Source organism: Mesoflavibacter sp. CH_XMU1422-2 (assembly GCF_037029245.1).
Classification (GTDB): Bacteria; Bacteroidota; Bacteroidia; order Flavobacteriales; family Flavobacteriaceae; genus Mesoflavibacter; species Mesoflavibacter zeaxanthinifaciens.
In genome coordinates, this window is record NZ_JAYMEE010000056.1 from 287347 (window position 1) to 307843 (window position 20497).

A 20497-nucleotide genomic window follows, 5' to 3' on the forward strand; every position below is an offset into this window, starting at 1 on the left:
CAAATAAAAGAATGTTTTAAATTTGCACGCTCAATAAGGTTATTGGCCTATGGTGTAACTGGCAACACGTCTGGTTTTGGTCCAGAAGAGTCTAGGTTCGAGCCCTAGTAGGCCAACAAAAAAAGCTTCCTAATTTTAGGAAGCTTTTTTATTTTAAGGTATTTAGTAGATTAAATCTTAAATGTGATTACAGGTCTGTTTGCGTGATTAACTAAATCTTCACTAATACTTCCGTTAAAAAAGTGAGCTATACCTTGTCTACCGTGAGTGCTAATGCCAATTAAGTCTGCGTTTATAATTTTAGAAAAGTTTAAAATGCCTTTTTCTACAGTTTCGTCATTGTAAATATTAATAGTGTAGTTGTTATAGTTTTGTCCTTCAATAAAGTCAAAAATTCTAACTTTTGAAGTAGCAGTAGTGACAAAATTACTAGGTGTATTTACATATAGAAGGTGAATCTTAGCATCAAAAAGTTGGGCTAGCTTAACCGCTTGGCTATAAGTTTCTTTATTGTCATTTTTGAAGTCAGAAGCAAAAACAAATTCTTTAATATCAAAATGTTCATGCTTGTTTTTAATAACTAAAACAGGTGTTTTAGAGTGTCTTACTACTTTTTCTGCGTTAGACCCAATAAAGAGCTCTTTTAATCCTTCTGCGCCATGCGATCCCATTACAATAAGATCTATAGATTCTTTTTCGCAAGTTTCGAGAATACCTTTAGTGATGTCATGAAAATCTACAGTTTCGGTAACAGTAATATCTCTTAGGTAATCTTTTTTTAAAACATCTTCAAACTGCTTGTGTGCAAGTTTCATAAAGTACATAGCCTCAGGTAAATCTGCAGGAGCGCTTCCAGTATTAAGTTGTTGTATAGGTAAATCTAGCATATGTAATAATACAATTTCAAAATTGTGCTTCTTAGCTAATTCTGCAGCCACTTTTACAGCATTTTCAGCTTCGTTAGAAAAATCTGTTGGTACTAATATTTTTTTCATAAAAAAGATGTTTTTTTGGGTGGATAGTCTTATAAATTTATGAATAAAAATTGATAATCAAAATATTATGTAAATCAATAAAAATGTGTATATTTGCAGCGTTGAAAGAAAAAGATTAATTGAGGGGACGGAAATGTCCCCTCTTTTTATACTTACACATGTTTACAGATATAGTCAAGAATTTATTAAACAAAGCATTAGAAGAACGTCAAGATTTATTTTTGATAGATTTTAAGATGTCTAACGATAACGCTATTAAAATTATAATAGATGGTGATAAAGGTGTTACTGTAGAAGACTGTATTTATATCAGTCGTGCAATAGAGCATAACATAGATCGAGAAGAATATGACTTTTCCTTAGATGTAATGTCAGCAGGCGCAGCAGCACCGTTTAAATTACCAAGACAATTTGCTAAACATGAAGGAAGAACACTTGAAGTTAAGACCGAAAACGGTAAGTTTGAAGGAAAGTTAACATCTGTGTCAGATGACGGAATAACTTTAGAGTGGAAAGCGAGAGAACCTAAACCAGTTGGTAAAGGCAAAGTAACAGTTCAAAAAAAAGAAAATATTGCTTTTAAAGACGTTTTAGAGGCTAAAGTGATTATAAAATTTTAATTCAGTAATAGAGTTATGGAGAATATAGCATTAATTGAATCTTTCTCAGAATTCAAAGACGATAAGTTAATAGATCGTGTTACACTAATGGCTATTTTAGAAGATGTGTTTAGAAATGCATTAAAGAAGAAATTTGGAGATGACGATAATTTTGATATAATTATAAACCCAGATAAAGGAGATTTAGAAATTTGGAGAAATAGAATAGTTGTTGCAGATGGAGAAGTAGAAGAACCAAATCAAGAAATTTCATTATCCGAAGCTCGTAAAATAGAACCTGATTTTGAAGTAGGTGAAGATGTATCTGAAGAAGTAAAATTAATAGATCTTGGTCGTCGAGCGATTTTAGCATTACGCCAAAACTTAATTTCAAAAATTCACGAGCACGATAATACAAATCTATACAAGCAGTTTAAAGAATTAGAAGGCGATTTATATACAGCAGAAGTGCACCACATACGTCACAGAGCTGTAATTTTATTAGACGATGAGGGAAATGAAATTATCCTTCCTAAAGACAGACAAATACCATCAGATTTCTTCAGAAAAGGAGATAATGTAAGAGGTATTATTGATAGTGTAGAGCTAAAAGGAAATAAGCCTGCAATTATCATGTCAAGAACATCGCCAAAGTTCTTAGAAAAATTATTTGAATCAGAAATCCCTGAAGTATTTGACGGATTAATCACAATTAAAAACGTAGTAAGAATACCTGGTGAAAAAGCAAAAGTAGCAGTAGATTCTTATGATGATAGAATAGATCCTGTTGGAGCTTGTGTTGGTATGAAAGGATCTCGTATTCACGGAATTGTACGCGAGTTAGGAAACGAAAATATAGACGTAATTAACTATACAAACAATTTACAGTTGTATATTACGCGTGCATTAAGCCCAGCAAGAGTAACATCTATCAAAATAGATGAAGAAAATAAAAGAGCAGAAGCCATCTTAAAACCAGAAGAAGTAAGTAAAGCAATCGGTAGAGGTGGACACAACATACGTCTAGCAGGTCAATTAACAGGATATGAAATTGATGTGTTACGTGAAGGTGCAGAAGAAGATGTAGAATTAAGAGAATTCTCGGACGAAATCGAAGAGTGGATCATAGACGAGTTCTCTAAAGTAGGTCTGGATACAGCAAAAAGTGTACTAGAACAAGACGTAGAAGATTTAATAAAAAGAACAGACCTAGAAGAAGAAACAATTTTAGATGTTATCAGAATTCTTAAGGAAGAATTCGAAGATTAACATATATTTGAAAAAAAACAAGGTTAAAGGCAATTTATGGCTGAAACAATTAGATTAAATAAAGTATTACGCGAGCTTAACATCTCTTTAGATCGTGCTGTAGAATTCTTAGATTCTAAAGGTATCGAAATAGAGAAGCGTCCTACTACAAAAATTTCGCAAGACACTTACAATATTCTTTCTGATGAATTTGAGACTGATGCAAATAAAAAAATCAAGTCGCAAAAAGTAAATGAAGAAAAGAATAAAGAAAAAGAAGAACTTAGGCTAAAGCGCGAAAAAGAATTAGAGGCAAAGCAGAAAGCAGAAGAGGCAGCAAAAGCAGCAAAAGCAGCAAAAGAAGAAGCTCTTAAAAAAGAGCAAGAAGTTGTTAAGGCTTCAAAAACACTTTCTGGTCCTAAAACTGTCGGTAAAATCGACTTAGACCAAGGTAAAAAGGCTAAAAAAGAAGAAAAGCCAACCGCAGAAAAAGCCAAAGAAGCGCCTAAGCCAAAAGAAGAAAAAGTCTCAAAAGAAGTTTCTAAAAAGGAAGATGCTGCTGCTCCTAAAATAGAAAAGTCTAAAATTGAAGCTGAAAAGAAACAAGAGCCTAAAAAAGAACAGCCAAAAACCGAAGAGACAAAAGCTGAAGAAGTAAAACCAGAACCAGCAGAAGAAACCATAAAGACCCAATATAAAAAGCTTTCTGGTCCAAAAATAGCTGGAGATAAAATAGATCTTTCTCAATTCAATAAGCCTAAGAAAAAGAAAGACGATAAAAAATCTAACGATTCTTCAAACAAAAAGAAAAGAAGACGTATTTCTAAACCTGGAGATAACAACAACTCTGGTAATAACAGAAATAATAACAATAATAAAAAAGACAGTAGGTTTAAAGGTAAAAAAGGACGTAAAAGCGCTCCTGTAAAAGAAGAACCAAGCGAAGAAGAAGTACAAAAGCAAATCCGCGAAACCTTAGAAAAACTTCAAGGAAAGTCTAATAAGGGTAAAGGTGCTAAATATAGAAGAGAAAAAAGAGAGCAGCACAGAGAAAAAACCGAAAAAGACTTACAAGCAGAACAAGCAGATAGTAAAATTCTTAAAGTAACAGAGTTTGTTACAGCAAGCGAAGTTGCAACAATGATGGATGTACCAGTAACATCTATTATCTCAGCATGTATGTCTCTTGGTATGATGGTAACAATGAATCAGCGTTTAGACGCAGAAACATTAACTATTGTAGCAGAAGAATTTGGTTATGAAGTAGAATTTGTGACTGCAGATATAGAAGAGTCTATTGAAGAAGTAGAGGACAAACCGGAAGATTTAAAATCTCGTGCACCAATCGTAACTGTTATGGGTCACGTAGATCACGGTAAAACATCTTTATTAGATTATATTCGTAAAGAAAATGTAATAGCAGGAGAATCAGGAGGAATTACTCAGCACATTGGAGCATATAGTGTAGAGCTTGAAAATGGACAAAAAATAGCCTTTTTAGATACACCAGGTCACGAAGCCTTTACAGCAATGCGTGCTCGTGGTGCACAAGTTACAGATATAGCAATAATTGTAGCAGCTGCTGATGACGATATTATGCCTCAAACAAAAGAAGCAATTGCTCACGCACAAGCTGCAGGAGTACCAATTGTTTTCGCAATTAACAAAATAGATAAACCTACAGCTAATCCAGATAAGATTAAAGAAGGTTTAGCAAACATGAACTTACTTGTAGAAGATTGGGGAGGAAAAATTCAGTCGCATGATATCTCTGCAAAAGTTGGTACAGGTGTAAAAGATTTATTAGAAAAAGTATTGCTTGAAGCAGAATTATTAGAGCTTAAAGCAAATCCAAATAAACCTGCAGTTGGTACAATTGTAGAAGCGTTCTTAGATAAAGGACGTGGTTATGTCGCAACCGTTTTAGTGCAAGCAGGTACATTAAGAATTGGAGATTACGTATTAGCTGGTAAACATAGTGGTAAGATTAAAGCAATGCATGACGAAAGAGGTCATGATGTAGAAGTTGCTGGTCCATCAACACCAGTATCTATATTAGGATTAGATGGTGCGCCACAAGCAGGTGATAAGTTTAATGTCTTTGAAGATGAACGTGAAGCTAAGCAAATTGCAAACAAGCGTATGCAATTACAACGTGAGCAAGATGTTAGAACAACTAAGACATTAACATTAGATGAAATTGGTCGTCGTATTGCTTTAGGAACATTTAAAGAGTTAAATATCATTCTTAAAGGTGATGTGGATGGTTCTGTAGAAGCATTAACAGACTCATTCCAAAAACTTTCAACAGAAGAAATTCAAGTTAAAATCTTACACAAAGGTGTAGGTGCAATTACAGAAAGCGATGTGTTATTAGCATCAGCTTCAGATGCCATCATTATCGGATTTAATGTTCGTCCAGTTGGTAATGCAAGAACAATTGCAGATCAAGAAGAAGTAGATATCAGAACATATTCTATCATCTATGACGCTATTAACGATCTTAAAGACGCTATGGAAGGTATGTTATCTCCAGAAGTTAAAGAAGAAGTTACAGGTACTGTAGAAATTAGAGAACTGTTTAAAGTATCTAAAGTTGGTACAATTGCAGGATGTATGGTAACTAACGGTAAAATCTTAAGATCATCTCAGGTTAGAATTATTAGAGATGGAGTTGTGGTTCATACAGGCGAATTAGCTTCTCTAAAACGCTTTAAAGATGATGTTAAAGAAGTGTCTAAAGGATACGATTGTGGACTTCAGATTAAAAACTATAACGACATTCAAATTGGAGATGTTATAGAAGCATTCCATGAAGTAGAAGTAAAAAAGAAGTTAAAGTAATTTTAATTTAAATCATAAAAAAAAACGATTCTAATATCTTTAGAATCGCTTTTTTATTTTAAATAAAAAACAGTCTTAATCTTTGTCTTTTTTAGGTTTAAAAATGAATGCTGAAGGGAATTTCTTTTGAATCTCAATAAGCGCTCTATCAGCCTCTAATCTGCTTCTAAAACGACCTATCCATACCTTATAATTTGGCGTTTCATAAACCAACTCACTAGACCATTTTTCATAAGAATTAATGAATTTCGATTTCTCTTTTTCAGCTGCTGCTAATGAGCCTGAGAAAATCTGAATTTTATATTTATTAAAATCTGTATTCTCCTTATTTAGATCTTTTTTAATCTCGATAACTTTAGTCAATTTATCGTCTTCATTAACGGTAATGTTTCCATTTTGAGCAAATATTTCATTACTAAATAGAATAATAACAGTTGTTAACAATAAGGTTTTTAAGGTATTAATTTTATTCATTTTTATCTTTGTTTAATGCAAATGTAAATTTTATAAACTTATTTATTAGTTAATTTATTATTTAGAATTACTCTAAATTACCAATTAACAGTTCGCTAACATTTCTAAAATCGACTTTAAATATTACTTTTGCATAGCGCATTTTATAACTGTGTTTGTAAAATATAGATGAAAAAATCATACCAAAGTCAAGAAGTAAATTCAATATATAATATGAAACAGGTGATTCACCGTAAGTTAGGCATTAATTCCCTTCGTTTAAGCTTAATTTTTTTACTAACTTTTTCTACCTCGCTTTTCGCTCAAGATGGCGATCCTGTAGCAGGAAAATCATTGTTTAATGCTAATTGTGCGGCTTGTCATAAGCTTGATAAGAAAATGACTGGTCCAGCGCTACGTAATGTAGAGCAGCGTCTTTCTGAAGAAGAAGGCTTAGATAGAGAGTGGTTATACACTTGGATTAAGAATAGTCCATCAATGATTAAGTCTGGAGATGCTTACGCTAACAAAATCTATGAAGAGTATGGTGGTGCAGCAATGACTCCATTTCCTCAATTATCTAATGCAGATATAGATAATATCTTAGCATACACTGCTACCGAAGCAGCTCCGCCACCTGCGCCAACTCCTGGAACAGAGACAGGAACAGCTCAAGTAGAAGGTGGTATTTCAAATGATATTATTTTAGGTGCTTTAGGTTTGTTGTTTGCTTTATTAGCAATCGCATTATTTTTAGTAAACAAAACATTACGTCGCTTTGCTGAAGCAAAAGGTGTTGAATTAGAATCTACAAAACGTACATCTATTTGGAAAGCATTTATTCAAAATCAATTTTTAGTATTGGTAAGTGTAATTGTGTTGTTGTTAGCTTCGGCATATTTTGTCTACGGTTACTTTATGCAAGTTGGCGTTAATCAAGGTTACGAGCCGGTACAGCCAATTCACTATTCTCACCGTATTCACGCTGGAGAAAATGGTATAGATTGTAAATATTGTCACTCTTCAGCAAGAGTTAGCAAGCATTCTGGTGTTCCTTCGTTAAACGTTTGTATGAATTGTCATAAATCAATTTACGAAGTAGCGCCAGAGACTCAACAAGAAGGTTTAGCTGAATATGGAGTTGATTACAACGCAGAAATTAAAAAGCTTTATGCTGCTGTCGGTTGGGATGATGCTGAACAAAAATATACTGGTGAAACTTCTCCAGTTAAATGGATAAGAATACACAACTTACCTGACTTTGCATACTTTAACCACTCGCAACACGTAACTGTTGCAGGTGTAGAGTGTCAAACATGTCACGGTCCAGTTGAAGAAATGGAAATTATGAGTCAGCATGCACCATTAACAATGGGATGGTGTATTAACTGTCATAGAGAGACCAATGTAAAAGTTAAAGACAACGCTTATTACACAAAAATCCACGAGCAATTATCTAAAAAGTATGGTGTCGAAAACCTTACTGCTGCTCAAATGGGTGGATTAGAATGTGGTAAATGTCACTATTAATTATTAATAAGAAATAAATTCAATTATATAATATGTCATCAAACAAGAAATACTGGAAAAGTGTTGAGGAGCTAAATGAGAATAGCTCTATTGTTGAGACGCTAAAACAAAACGAATTTGTTCAAGAAATTCCAACTGACGAGTTTTTAGGAGATAAAGATAAGTTAGAGAGTTCTTCAACAACACGTCGTGATTTCTTAAAGTATGTTGGTTTTAGTACAGCTGCTGCTTCTTTAGCGGCTTGCGAAGGACCAGTTGTAAAATCAATTCCTTACGTAGTTCAGCCAGAAAGAATCGTTCCTGGTGTAGCTAACTATTATGCTACTGTAATTGCAAATGGTTTTGATTATGTTAGTGTTTTAGTAAAAACTCGTGAAGGTCGTCCAATTAAAATTGAAAATAACACTTTAGCACCAACACACGGTAGTGCTAATGCAAGAGTTAATGCTTCAGTTTTAGATTTGTATGATAGCTTAAGACTTCAAGGACCAAAAAAAGGAGGTAATAATATCTCTTGGTCTGATTTTGATGCTGAAACCTCAAAAAAATTAAATGAAATTAAAGCGTCAGGAAAGCAAATTGCTTTGTTGACTCAAACATACTCAAGTCCATCAACCAACAAATTAGTAGCTGAATTTACTGAAGCTTATGGTAATGTAAACCATGTGGTTTATGATGCTGTTTCAGAATCTGCTGCTTTAGATGCTTTCCAAGCTAAATACGGAGAGCGTGGTTTAGCTAATTATGATTTTTCTAAAGCAATGACCATAGTTTCTGTTGGTGCAGATTTCTTAGGAGATTGGCAAGGTGGAGGATTTGATGCAGGTTATGCGCAAGGACGTATACCGAAAGATGGTAAGATGTCACGTCACATCCAATTTGAATCTAATATGTCTTTATCAGGTGCAAACGCAGATAAGCGTGTTCCTGTAACACCAACTAACCAAAAATTAGTGTTAGCGCAATTACATAGTTTAATTGTCGGTGGATCTGTAAATGCTAATGCACTACCAGCAAATGTAAAAGAGGCTGTTCAAAAAGTAGCTTCAGAATTAAAAAGAGCAGGAAGCAATGGTGTGTTAGTATCAGGTATTCAAGATGTAAACGCTCAAACAGTTGTTTTAGAAATTAACGAAGCTTTAAATAGTAAAGCATTTGATGCTAAAACACCTATAAAAACACGTCAAGGTAATGCAAAAGCTGTTCAAACTTTAATATCAGATATGAAAGCTGGTAAAGTTGGAGCGGTAATTATGAGTGGTGTAAACCCAATGTATACTTTACCTAACGCTAAAGATTTTGCTGAAGCAATTAAGAAAACAGATCTTTCAATTTACTTTACAATGAAAGAAGATGAAACTGCATCTGTTTCAGAATATCTTGCTGCAGCACCACATTATTTAGAATCTTGGGGAGATGTAGAATTTAAAAAAGGACACTATGGTTTAATGCAACCAACAATTCGTCCTTTATTTGATACAAGACAATTTCAAGAAGCATTATTAAAGTGGAACGGTAACGATTCTTCTTTAAATGAATATATCAAAACTACGTGGAATGCAGGTGTACTTAATGGAGGTTCATTCAACAAAGCATTACACGATGGAATATTTGTAGGTTCAATTAACTCAGCTGAAGTTGCAGAAACTGAAGAAGTTGAGCAAGACGAAACACCTGCAAGTAATGCTGCAAGAGCTTTAGCATCTTCAGCTAAATCAAAAGGTACTGAATTAGTGCTTTACACTAAAACAGGTATGGGAGATGGACAACAAGCTAATAATCCATGGTTACAAGAGTTTCCAGATCCAATATCTAGAACATCGTGGGATAATTATTTAACAGTATCAAAATCAGATGCTGAAGCTTGGGGATTAGTAAATGAACATGAAGCTACAGGTGCTTTAAATGGTAGTTATGCTACTGTAAAAGCCAATGGTGTAAGTGTTACAGTTCCTGTAATTATTCAACCAGGACAGGCAAAAGGATCTGTTGGTTTGTCTTTTGGATACGGTCGTACAGCTGGTTTAAAAGAAGAAATGCAAACAGGTGTAAACGCTTATCCTTTATATAAAGACTTTAACAATGTGCAATCTGTAACAGTAGAAAAAGCTACTGGAATGCATGAGTTTGCTTGCGTACAATTACAAAACACCTTAATGGGTCGTGGTGATATTGTTAGAGAAACAACTTTAGAAATTTTCAATACTAAAGATAAACATTATTGGAACCCAATTCCTGAAGTATCATTAAACCATGAAGAAACTCCGGTAACTTCACCAGAAGTAGATTTATGGGATGAATTTGATAGATCAATAGGTCACCACTTTAATTTATCTATAGACTTAAACGCTTGTACAGGATGTGGAGCATGTGTTATTGCATGTCATGCTGAAAACAACGTTCCTGTAGTAGGAAAAGAAGAGATAAGACGTAGTCGTGATATGCATTGGTTACGTATTGATAGATACTATTCTTCTGAAGAAACTTTTGAAGCTGATGATGAAAAGAAAGAAGGTTTCTCTGGACTATTCGGAGATAACGGATCATTAGGTGGGTTTGGAGAATTAGAACATCCAGCGGATAATCCTCAAGTGGCTTTTCAACCAATAATGTGTCAACATTGTAATCATGCACCTTGCGAAACTGTTTGTCCAGTTGCAGCAACAGCTCATGGTAGACAAGGTCAAAACCATATGGCATATAACCGTTGTGTAGGTACAAGATACTGTGCTAACAACTGTCCATATAAAGTACGTCGTTTTAACTGGTTCTTATACAATGGAAACGATGAGTTTGATTATCACATGAATAACGATTTAGGTCGTATGGTTGTTAATCCAGACGTAACAGTACGTTCTCGTGGTGTTATGGAAAAATGTTCTATGTGTATCCAAATGACACAAAAAACCATTCTTGATGCTAAACGTGACGGACGTGAGATTAAAGATGGAGAGTTCCAAACAGCATGTTCTGCAGCTTGTAGTAGTGGAGCGATGATTTTTGGAGATATCAATGATAAAGAAAGTAAAGTTGCAAAACTTACAGAAGATAATAGAATGTATCACTTACTAGAGCATGTAGGTACAAAACCAAATGTGATGTACCATACTAAAGTAAGAAATACTACAGAATCATAAATTAACTAAGAAACACTTATATAAGGATTATGGCGTCTCATTACGAAGCACCTATTAGAAGACCTCTAGTTACCGGCGAGAAATCGTATCACGATGTAACAGTAGATATCGCTGCTCCTGTAGAAGGTAAAGCAAATAAACAATGGTGGATTGTTTTTTCAATTGCTCTTGTTGCTTTTCTTTGGGGAATAGGTTGTATTATTTATACCGTATCAACAGGAATTGGTACTTGGGGATTAAACAGAACAGTAAACTGGGCTTGGGATATTACTAACTTCGTTTGGTGGGTTGGTATTGGTCACGCAGGAACTCTGATTTCAGCAGTACTTTTATTATTCCGTCAAAAATGGAGAATGGCAATTAACCGTTCTGCAGAAGCAATGACAATTTTCTCTGTAGTTCAAGCTGGTTTATTCCCGATTATTCACATGGGTCGTCCATGGTTAGCATATTGGGTATTACCAATTCCAAACCAATTTGGATCGTTATGGGTTAACTTTAACTCGCCATTACTTTGGGATGTATTTGCAATTTCTACGTATTTGTCAGTATCATTAGTATTCTGGTGGACTGGATTACTACCAGACTTTGCAATGTTACGTGATAGAGCAATTAAGCCATTTCAAAAGAAAATATATAGTTTATTAAGTTTTGGTTGGACAGGTCGTGCAAAAGACTGGCAACGTTTTGAAGAAGTATCTTTAGTACTTGCAGGTTTAGCAACACCATTAGTACTTTCGGTACACACAATTGTATCGTTTGACTTTGCAACGTCTGTTATACCAGGATGGCATACAACAATCTTCCCACCATACTTCGTTGCTGGAGCAATTTTTTCTGGTTTCGCAATGGTAAATACACTTCTTATCATTATGAGAAAAGTGTGTAATATGGAAGATTATATTACAGTACAACACATCGAGTTAATGAACATCGTAATCATGATTACTGGTTCTATTGTAGGTGTGGCATATATTACTGAGCTTTTCGTAGCTTGGTACTCTGGAGTAGAATTTGAACAATATGCATTCTTAAACAGGGCAACTGGTCCTTACGCTTGGGCATATTGGATGATGATGTCTTGTAACGTATTCTCTCCACAGTTTATGTGGTTTAAAAAGTTACGTACAAGTATTATGTTCTCATTCTTTATTTCTATTGTTGTAAACATAGGTATGTGGTTTGAGCGTTTTGTAATTATTGTTACATCATTACACCGTGATTACTTACCGTCTTCATGGACAATGTTCTCTCCAACTTTTGTAGATATAGGTATTTTTGTAGGTACAATAGGATTCTTCTTTGTATTATTCTTATTATACTCTCGTACGTTCCCTGTAATAGCACAAGCAGAGGTTAAAACAATCTTGAAATCTTCAGGACAACGCTATAAAAACATAAGAGAAAGAGGTGACAGTTTAGTAGGAACAGGCGCAGACAAAAGAACTTCTGTTTATAATAAAGTAGAAGCACCTAAAGTAGAGGCAGCTCCAACAACAGAAGCATTACCAAAACCTGAAAACACTGAAAAAGTAAGTAATTTACTTTCAGGAATAGGAACCTTTGACCCAGCAACACAAACTGCTGATGATTTAAAGAAAATCAATGGTATTGGCCCTAAAATGGAAGAAGTACTTAACAGTATAGGTATTTATACTTACCTTCAAGTAAGTAAGATGACAAAGAAAGAATACGACTTGTTAGATGAAATTACAGGTTCTTTCCCAGGAAGAGCAGAACGTGATGATTGGTCAGGACAAGCTAAAAATTTAATAAACTAAAAGTAGCATATGGAAGCTTCAAAAGTAATTCACGCTATTTATAACGACGATGATGTTTTAATGAACGCAGTAAAAAAAGTTAAAGCTGCAAAACATCATATAGAAGAAATTTACACACCTTTTCCAGTACACGGACTAGATAAGGCAATGGGATTAGCACCAACACGTATAGCAATAACAGCTTTTTTATACGGTTGTGTAGGTTTAACAGTTGCAGTTTTAATGATGAATTTTATCATGATTGAAGACTGGCCTCAAGACATTGGAGGTAAACCAAGTTTTAGCTACTTAGAAAACATGCCAGCTTTTGTACCAATTATGTTTGAGCTTACTGTATTTTTTGCAGCTCACTTAATGGTAATTACATTCTATTTAAGAAGTAGAATGTGGCCTTTCAAAAAAGCTGAAAACCCTGATCCTAGAACTACTGATGACCATTTCTTAATGGAAATACCTGTTAGTGGAAACGAAAACGAATTACATAACTTGTTAGTAGAAACTGGTGCAGTAGAAATTAACGTAGTTGATAAAGCTCATTAATTAGATACAATGAAACATTTAATTAAAATAACAATAGTAGCCTTAATTACAGTATCGTTTACGTCATGTAATAAAAAGACAAGACCTAATTACGAATACATGCCAAACATGTACGAATCTGTTGCTTATGAGGCTTATCAAGAATCTGATGCTTTTGCAAATGGTGTAGAAGCACAATTGCCTGTTGAAGGAACAATCTCAAGAGGATATATGCCTTTTGATTATGCAGGAGACACTGATGGATACAATTTAGCTAAAGCTGAATTAACAAGTCCATTAGATTCTACTCAAGTTGATTTAAATAGAGGTAAAGAACTTTACAATATTTATTGTGGTATTTGTCACGGTAATAAAGGTGCAGGACAAGGACAATTAGTAAAGAGAGAAAAAATACTTGGAGTTCCTAGTTATGCAGATGCAGGTAGAGCGATAAATGAAGGTAGTATTTACCATGTTATCTATTATGGTAAGAATGCAATGGGTAGCTATGCTAATCAACTAAATGAAGAAGAGCGTTGGCAAGTTGTAGCTTATGTATTAAGCTTAAAAGCAAATTTAGAAAAATAAGATTTAGATAAAGTTTATATAAAGATATGTACACGTTTTCAAATAGACTAAAGATTTTTGCTGGTATCTTAATTGTTTTAGGACTTTTAGGGGTAACCTATGGTTTTATGAGTTCTCATAAAACATTAGACCAAGTAAAAGAAATGTTAGCGGCAGAAGCAAGTCATGGACGTCATGGCGATTCTCATCAAACAGAAGAGCATGTTGTTAAAGGAGGTAATGACCATTCAGACAATGCACATGATACAAACTCGCATGGAGCACTAGAAGATGCTGGACATCACTTAAGTACAGATGCTCATCACGGTGACGAGCATGCAAAACATGTTCAACATCAGATACATAACAGACCATGGTCAGCATTATATGTGGCTGCATTTTTCTTTATGATGATAGCATTAGGTGTATTAGCATTTTATGCAATTCAATTTGCAGCACAAGCAGGTTGGTCTCCTTTATTATTTAGAGTAATGGAGGGTATTACGTATTACCTTTTACCTGGTGCTATAATTGTTCTAGCTATTGCAATGATGGCAGGAGATCATATTTTTGTTTGGATGAATCCAGACATGGTTAATCCAGAAAGCGAACACTTTGACAAATTAGTAGCAGGAAAATCTGGTTGGTTAAATTCAACAGGATTCTTAATTAGAGGTATTATTTTTATAGCAGGTTGGAGTATATACCGATTCTTCGCTCGTAAATTCTCTTTAGCTCAAGATGAAGCAGCAGCTGGAGATAACTCTAATTTCAAAAAATCATTCCGTATTGCAGCTGGATTTTTAGTATTCTTTATTTATACTGAATCTATGATGTCTTGGGACTGGATAATGAGTGTAGATCCTCACTGGTTCTCAACATTATTTGGATGGTATGTATTTGCAAGTATGTTTGTAAGTGGTATTACTGTAATAGCATTAATTACAATTTATTTAAAATCTAAAGGGTTATTACCACAAGTAAATGATAGTCACATTCATGATTTAGCAAAATTCATGTTCGGTATAAGTATTTTCTGGACTTATTTATGGTTCTCTCAATTTATGTTAATCTGGTACTCAAACATTCCAGAAGAAGTAACATACTTTGTAACTAGAATAGAAGATTATAAATTACCATTCTTTGGTATGGTAGCAATGAATTTTATTTTCCCACTATTATTATTAATGAACAGTGATTACAAACGTATTCCTTGGTTTGTTGTAATGGCAGGAGTTGTAATATTAGCAGGTCACTATCTTGATATATTCAATATGATTATGCCTGCAACAGTAGGAGATAGATGGTTTATTGGTGTACCAGAAATAGGTTCAATATTATTATTTGCTGGATTATTCTTATTGTTAGTATTCTATGCAATATCAAAAGCACCTTTAACAGCAAAAGGAAATCCTTTTGTAAAAGAAAGTGAACATTTCCATTATTAATAAAAAAACAAATAAAGAAGAACGACAACAATGACGGCTTTAATATCAATTTTAGTTTTAGTATTTATTTTCGTTGCCATTTGGCAAATGGTTAAAATCTTTGACTTAACTCAAACGGGTAAATCAACAGAAAATAACCAAGTTGCTAATGATAATGACAACAAAGTAAACGGTTACTTAATGATAGGTTTCTTAATCTTCATTTATGCAATAACAATTGTTTGTATTGCAAAATATGGTGATTTACCGTTACTTTCTAATTCTGCATCAGAGCATGGACCAAGTGTAGATAGATTAATGATAATCTCTTTAGTCGTAATCTTCTTTGTTCAAACTGTAACGCAATTTTTATTACACTATTTTGCTTTTAAATACAGAGGTCAAAAAGGAAGAAAAGCTTTATTCTTTGCAGATAACAACAAATTAGAAGCTATATGGACAATCATTCCGGTAATAGTTTTAGCAGGTTTAATCATTCAAGGTTTATTTACTTGGACTAGCATCATGAATGTTGATGAAGAAGCAGATCCTATGGTTGTAGAACTTTATGCACAACAATTTAACTGGAAAGCAAGATATGCTGGAGCAGATAACGCATTAGGTAAAGCTAACGTAAGATTAATTGATTTAGATAAGGCTAATATTTTAGGTGTTGATGAATCTGACCCTAATGCCCAAGATGATGTTATTGTAACAGAATTACACTTACCTGTAGGTAAACCAGTATTATTTAAAATGCGCTCTCAAGACGTACTTCACTCAGCTTATATGCCTCACTTTAGAGCACAAATGAACTGTGTTCCTGGTATGATTACTCAGTTTAGTTTTACTCCAACAAAAACTACTGCTGAAATGAGAGAAGTACCAGAAATTAAAGATAAAGTTGCAAACATTAATAAAATAAGAACTGAAAATAGTAAAGAACTTATTGCTAATGGTGAAGAAGCTTTAGAACCTTACGAGTTTGATTACTTACTTTTATGTAATAAAATTTGTGGTACATCTCACTACAATATGCAAATGAAAATTATTGTAGAAACTCAAGAAGAGTTCGACGCTTGGATGAAAGAACAAAAACAGTTCAAAAATTCATTAAATTTGTAATTCTAGAAAAAGAAAAATTTTAATTAAAGAAAAGATTATTAGATTATGTCAGCACACGTAGAAGCACATGCACATGACGATCATGGTCATCACCATAAAGAAACATTTATAACTAAATATATATTTAGTCAAGACCATAAAATGATTGCCAAGCAGTATTTAATTACTGGGCTTATAATGGGAATTATTGGAGTTGTAATGTCTTTAATGATGCGTATGCAAATTGCATGGCCTGGAGAACCTAACGCTTTCCTTCAAACCTTTTTAGGTAAATGGGCTCCAGACGGTGTAATGAGCGCAGATATTTACTTAGCTTTAGTAACAATTCATGGTACCATCATGGTATTTTTTGTATTAACAGCAGGTTTAAGTGGTACTTTTAGTAACTTATTAATACCATTACAAATTGGAGCAAGAGATATGGCTTCAGGTTTCTTAAACATGGTGTCTTATTGGTTATTCTTTGTATCTTGTGTAATAATGGTTGCTTCATTTTTTGTTGAAGCTGGACCAGCAGCAGCAGGTTGGACTATTTATCCTCCATTAAGTGCTTTACCTATGGCTCAAGGTGGATCTGGTCTTGGTATGACATTATGGTTAACCTCTATGGCTATTTTTATTGCTTCTTCTGCTTTAGGATCATTAAACTACGTTGTTACAGTATTAAACCTTAGAACAAAAGGTATGTCTATGACTAGATTACCTTTAACAATTTGGACATTTTTCGTAACTGCAATTATTGGTATTGTTTCTTTCCCGGTATTATTATCTGCAGCTTTATTATTAATAATGGATAGAAGTTTTGGGACATCATTCTTCTTATCAGATATATTTATTCAAGGTGAAGTTTTACATTACCAAGGAGGATCTCCTGTATTATTTGAACATTTATTTTGGTTCTTAGGTCACCCAGAAGTTTATATCGTATTATTACCAGCATTAGGTATTACCTCAGAAATTATTGCAACCAACTCACGTAAACCTATATTTGGATATCGTGCCATGATTGCTTCAGTTTTAGCAATTGCATTTTTATCGACAATTGTATGGGGTCACCACATGTTTGTATCAGGTATGAATCCATTCTTAGGTTCAGTATTTACTTTTACAACATTATTAATTGCAATTCCTTCTGCTGTAAAAGCATTTAACTATATTACCACATTGTGGAAAGGTAACTTACAGCTTAATCCAGCAATGTTATTCTCTATAGGTTTAGTTTCTACCTTTATTACAGGTGGTTTAACAGGAATTATTTTAGGAGATAGCGCATTAGATATTAACGTCCACGATACATATTTTGTAGTAGCTCACTTCCACTTAGTAATGGGTATTTCTGCACTTTATGGTTTCTTTGCAGGTGTTTATCACTGGTTCCCTAAAATGTTTGGTAGAATGATGAACAAAAACTTAGGTTACGTTCACTTCTGGATCACTGCAGTTTGTGCTTATGGTGTATTCTTCCCAATGCACTTTATTGGTATGGCAGGATTACCAAGACGTTATTATACAAACAGTGCATTCCCATTATTTGATGATTTATCAAATGTGAACGTTGTTATTACTGTATTTGCTTTAGTAGGTGGAGCTTTCCAAATCGTATTTTTCTATAACTTCTTCTCTAGTATTTTCTACGGAAAGAAAGCAGAACAAAACCCATGGAAGTCTAACACTTTAGAATGGACTACTCCAGTAGAGCATATACACGGTAACTGGCCAGGAGCAATCCCAACTGTACACAGATGGGCTTACGATTATAGTAAACCAGGACATGATGACGACTTTGTTCCTCAAGATGTACCTTTAAAAGAAGGAGAAGAAGAGTTACAACACTAATCATCACTCTAAAATATTTAAAAAGCCTTTCTAAACAGAAAGGCTTTTTCTTTATATTTGCTTTTGTATGAATGAAAACCTAGATCCAACAAACGATAATTTTTCTCCTGAAGAATTTGATATCGAAAAAACTTTAAGACCTCTAAATTTTAGCGATTTTACAGGTCAAGATCAGGTATTAGAAAACCTCCAAATATTTGTACAAGCAGCCAATAAAAGGTCAGAAGCATTAGACCATACGCTTTTTCATGGTCCACCAGGTTTAGGTAAAACGACATTAGCCAATATCTTAGCTAATGAGCTTAATGTTGGTATTAAAGTGACTTCTGGACCAGTTTTAGATAAACCAGGTGATCTTGCAGGACTTCTTACTAACTTAGATGAAAGAGATGTTCTTTTTATAGATGAAATTCATCGTTTAAGTCCAATCGTAGAAGAGTATTTATATTCTGCTATGGAAGACTATAAAATTGATATTATGATTGAGTCTGGACCAAATGCAAGAACCGTTCAAATCAATCTAAATCCGTTTACTTTAGTTGGCGCTACAACGCGTTCAGGATTGCTTACAGCACCTATGCGCGCTCGTTTTGGTATTCAAAGTAGATTACAATATTATAGTACCGAATTATTAACAACAATCATACAGCGTAGTGCAGACATTTTAAATGTACCAATTTCTATGGAAGCTGCAATAGAAGTTGCAGGACGTAGTCGTGGTACACCAAGAATTGCTAATGCATTATTGCGTCGTGTTAGAGACTTTGCGCAAATAAAAGGTAATGGATCTATAGATATCAAAATAGCTAAATATGCTTTAGAAGCACTAAATGTAGATGCTTATGGTTTAGATGAAATGGATAACCGAATCCTTTCTACCATCATCGATAAGTTTAAAGGTGGACCAGTCGGTATAACAACCATTGCTACTGCAGTTAGTGAAAGTTCAGAAACTATTGAAGAAGTTTATGAGCCATTCTTAATTCAGCAAGGTTTTATCATTCGTACGCCACGAGGAAGAGAAGTAACCGAACTAGCCTACAAGCATCTTGGAAAAATAAAAGGACCAACACAAGGCGGTTTGTTTTAAGAAAAGAATAAAATTTATGGAGCAACAAACACATATTCCTGAGGTTTCATTGCTTCAGTTTATAAAACATTCTTTCAAAATTCTTAAAAACCCGTTACCATTTCATCATAGAAATTTTAATAAATATGGTGATATTTTTAGGCTAAATATTGGAGCAAAAAATCATATTTTCTTTTCCCGTGATGCACAATTAGCTATTCACGTACTTCAGAAAAATCAAAAAAATTATACAAAGTCAAAAATTCAAACTAAAGATTTAGCAAAATATGTTGGTAAAGGACTATTAACTGCAGAAGGAGATCATTGGAAAACGCAGAGAAAACTTATTCAACCTGCATTTCATAAAAAAAATCTTCAACAGTTATTAGATACGATTCAGTCTGCAATTAATACTGAGTATGATAAAATCGAAACTAATAAACCTATAGATGTCTTTCCTATTTTTAATGATTTAGCGTTTCAAACTGTAGTTAAATCTTTATTTAGTAGTGCCGCAAATGAAGACGAGATTAATAGACTACAACACATTACTGAAGAAGTTCAGAAAATGTTGGTCAAAGAGCTTAGACAACCGTACCTAGGTTGGTGGTTTAAAATAAGTGGTACATTACAAGATCACTTAGATTTAGGGCAAGAGTCTAAAGATATTTTAAAACGAATTGTAAACCAACGCCAGCAATCTAGTGTTAAGTACAACGATTTATTAGATATGTTGTTGTCTGCAAGATATGATGATGGTTCTTCAATGGAAGAGAAGCAGCTGTTAGACGAAATTTTAATCCTATTTGTAGCAGGTCATGAGACAACATCAAATGCGCTAACATTTACTCTACAACTATTAGCGTTACATCCTGAATGGCAAGACAAAATTTATAATGAAATAAAAGCGAATGAAGATGAGCAAGACTTGATGAATCAAGTAATGAATTCAAAAATTTGTCAGCAAGTTTTAGAAGAATCTATGCGTTTGTATCCGCCAGTTTATTTTATTGACCGAGTAAATATTGAGGACGATAATTTTAAGGATTATCATTTTAAAGCGAATTCAAATTTATTGTTTTCGGTTTTCGAAATTCATCGTCATCCAAAACTTTGGAAAGAACCAAATAAGTTTTTACCAGAACGATTTGAAGATGGTGGTAGACAATTTTCTTCACAATATTTTCCTTTTGGAGCTGGACCAAGAAAATGTATTGGTAATAATTTTGCAATGTTTGAAATGATTATAGCAATAAACGAAATTATAAAACGCTACAAAATCAAGCCAGAATTTAAATCTATAGATATTTTGCCTCTTATTACTTTAAAACCAAAAAATGCTATCTTAAATTTTGAAGCTAGATAAT

The 20497-nt window shown here is 33.8% G+C and carries 15 protein-coding genes and 1 tRNA gene; 14 read left to right on the forward strand and 2 right to left on the reverse strand.

Features of this window, described 5'->3' with window-relative positions; translation table 11 throughout:
• Window positions 1–43 precede the first annotated feature (43 nt).
• Window positions 44–116: transfer RNA gene (locus tag WA340_RS07300), tRNA-Gln, on the forward strand.
• A gap of 54 nt (window positions 117–170) precedes the next feature.
• On the opposite strand, the gene WA340_RS07305 is transcribed toward WA340_RS07300, so the two are convergent.
• Window positions 171–995 carry a universal stress protein gene (locus WA340_RS07305; RefSeq protein WP_027879466.1) on the reverse strand — a complete coding sequence of 275 codons (825 nt, stop codon included), beginning with the start codon at window positions 993–995 and terminating at the stop codon, window positions 171–173.
• A gap of 158 nt (window positions 996–1153) precedes the next feature.
• On the opposite strand from WA340_RS07305, the gene rimP reads away from it, so the two are divergent.
• Genes rimP through infB form a run of 3 tightly spaced genes read left to right on the forward strand, consistent with a single transcriptional unit; the run spans window position 1154 to window position 5686 of the window.
• Complete coding sequence (gene rimP, locus WA340_RS07310; protein WP_106677441.1) at window positions 1154–1615, forward strand: ribosome assembly cofactor RimP; 462 nt, start codon at window positions 1154–1156, stop codon at window positions 1613–1615.
• A gap of 15 nt (window positions 1616–1630) precedes the next feature.
• Entirely contained in the window at window positions 1631–2863 is a 1233-nt protein-coding gene (gene nusA / locus WA340_RS07315; RefSeq protein WP_106677443.1) for a transcription termination factor NusA, read from the forward strand.
• Window positions 2864–2899: 36 nt separating this feature from the next.
• Entirely contained in the window at window positions 2900–5686 is a 2787-nt protein-coding gene (gene infB, locus WA340_RS07320; protein ID WP_336128204.1) for a translation initiation factor IF-2, read from the forward strand.
• A gap of 75 nt (window positions 5687–5761) precedes the next feature.
• Here infB and WA340_RS07325 read toward each other — a convergent pair whose 3' ends face one another.
• On the reverse strand, window positions 5762–6160 hold the full coding sequence (locus WA340_RS07325) for an SPOR domain-containing protein (protein ID WP_304141916.1): 399 nt from the start codon (window positions 6158–6160) through the stop codon (window positions 5762–5764).
• 213 nt (window positions 6161–6373) lie between these two features.
• Between WA340_RS07325 and WA340_RS07330 the strand changes: the two genes are divergently transcribed.
• From WA340_RS07330 to WA340_RS07375, 10 genes are all read left to right on the forward strand, one after another.
• Window positions 6374–7669, forward strand: a complete 1296-nt coding sequence (locus WA340_RS07330) for an ammonia-forming cytochrome c nitrite reductase subunit c552 (RefSeq protein ID WP_336128262.1) — start codon at window positions 6374–6376, stop codon at window positions 7667–7669.
• A gap of 32 nt (window positions 7670–7701) precedes the next feature.
• Complete coding sequence (locus tag WA340_RS07335; protein WP_336128207.1) at window positions 7702–10806, forward strand: TAT-variant-translocated molybdopterin oxidoreductase; 3105 nt, start codon at window positions 7702–7704, stop codon at window positions 10804–10806.
• Between the two features lie 29 nt (window positions 10807–10835).
• Window positions 10836–12587 carry an NrfD/PsrC family molybdoenzyme membrane anchor subunit gene (nrfD, locus tag WA340_RS07340; RefSeq protein ID WP_106677451.1) on the forward strand — a complete coding sequence of 584 codons (1752 nt, stop codon included), beginning with the start codon at window positions 10836–10838 and terminating at the stop codon, window positions 12585–12587.
• Window positions 12588–12596: 9 nt separating this feature from the next.
• Window positions 12597–13127: a DUF3341 domain-containing protein gene (locus WA340_RS07345; protein WP_027879459.1), complete on the forward strand. Its 531-nt coding sequence runs from the start codon at window positions 12597–12599 to the stop codon at window positions 13125–13127.
• Window positions 13128–13136: 9 nt separating this feature from the next.
• On the forward strand, window positions 13137–13694 hold the full coding sequence (locus WA340_RS07350; RefSeq protein WP_027879458.1) for a c-type cytochrome: 558 nt from the start codon (window positions 13137–13139) through the stop codon (window positions 13692–13694).
• A 26-nt stretch (window positions 13695–13720) separates the two neighbouring features.
• Complete coding sequence (locus WA340_RS07355; protein ID WP_336128209.1) at window positions 13721–15121, forward strand: quinol:cytochrome C oxidoreductase; 1401 nt, start codon at window positions 13721–13723, stop codon at window positions 15119–15121.
• Window positions 15122–15151: 30 nt separating this feature from the next.
• Complete coding sequence (locus WA340_RS07360) at window positions 15152–16225, forward strand: cytochrome c oxidase subunit II (protein WP_336128210.1); 1074 nt, start codon at window positions 15152–15154, stop codon at window positions 16223–16225.
• Between the two features lie 45 nt (window positions 16226–16270).
• Window positions 16271–18061, forward strand: coding sequence for a cytochrome c oxidase subunit I (locus tag WA340_RS07365; RefSeq protein WP_027879455.1), 1791 nt, complete (start codon window positions 16271–16273; stop codon window positions 18059–18061).
• A 67-nt stretch (window positions 18062–18128) separates the two neighbouring features.
• A complete protein-coding gene (gene ruvB / locus WA340_RS07370; RefSeq protein ID WP_027879454.1) occupies window positions 18129–19151 on the forward strand; it encodes a Holliday junction branch migration DNA helicase RuvB in 1023 nt (340 codons plus the stop codon).
• A 16-nt stretch (window positions 19152–19167) separates the two neighbouring features.
• Entirely contained in the window at window positions 19168–20496 is a 1329-nt protein-coding gene (locus tag WA340_RS07375; protein ID WP_336128212.1) for a cytochrome P450, read from the forward strand.
• The last annotated feature ends 1 nt before the right edge of the window (window position 20497 follow it).

Bases quoted from the DNA above. Each gene is read 5' to 3' on its own strand.
- rimP (WP_106677441.1), top strand. From the start codon at position 1,154: ATGTTTACAGATATAGTCAAGAATTTATTAAACAAAGCATTAGAAGAA.
- WA340_RS07325 (WP_304141916.1), bottom strand. From the start codon at position 6,160: ATGAATAAAATTAATACCTTAAAAACCTTATTGTTAACAACTGTTATT.
- infB (WP_336128204.1), top strand. From the start codon at position 2,900: ATGGCTGAAACAATTAGATTAAATAAAGTATTACGCGAGCTTAACATC.
- WA340_RS07355 (WP_336128209.1), top strand. From the start codon at position 13,721: ATGTACACGTTTTCAAATAGACTAAAGATTTTTGCTGGTATCTTAATT.
- nusA (WP_106677443.1), top strand. From the start codon at position 1,631: ATGGAGAATATAGCATTAATTGAATCTTTCTCAGAATTCAAAGACGAT.
- nrfD (WP_106677451.1), top strand. From the start codon at position 10,836: ATGGCGTCTCATTACGAAGCACCTATTAGAAGACCTCTAGTTACCGGC.
- WA340_RS07360 (WP_336128210.1), top strand. From the start codon at position 15,152: ATGACGGCTTTAATATCAATTTTAGTTTTAGTATTTATTTTCGTTGCC.
- WA340_RS07375 (WP_336128212.1), top strand. From the start codon at position 19,168: ATGGAGCAACAAACACATATTCCTGAGGTTTCATTGCTTCAGTTTATA.
- WA340_RS07305 (WP_027879466.1), bottom strand. From the start codon at position 995: ATGAAAAAAATATTAGTACCAACAGATTTTTCTAACGAAGCTGAAAAT.
- WA340_RS07335 (WP_336128207.1), top strand. From the start codon at position 7,702: ATGTCATCAAACAAGAAATACTGGAAAAGTGTTGAGGAGCTAAATGAG.
- WA340_RS07330 (WP_336128262.1), top strand. From the start codon at position 6,374: ATGAAACAGGTGATTCACCGTAAGTTAGGCATTAATTCCCTTCGTTTA.
- ruvB (WP_027879454.1), top strand. From the start codon at position 18,129: ATGAATGAAAACCTAGATCCAACAAACGATAATTTTTCTCCTGAAGAA.
- WA340_RS07345 (WP_027879459.1), top strand. From the start codon at position 12,597: ATGGAAGCTTCAAAAGTAATTCACGCTATTTATAACGACGATGATGTT.
- WA340_RS07365 (WP_027879455.1), top strand. From the start codon at position 16,271: ATGTCAGCACACGTAGAAGCACATGCACATGACGATCATGGTCATCAC.
- WA340_RS07350 (WP_027879458.1), top strand. From the start codon at position 13,137: ATGAAACATTTAATTAAAATAACAATAGTAGCCTTAATTACAGTATCG.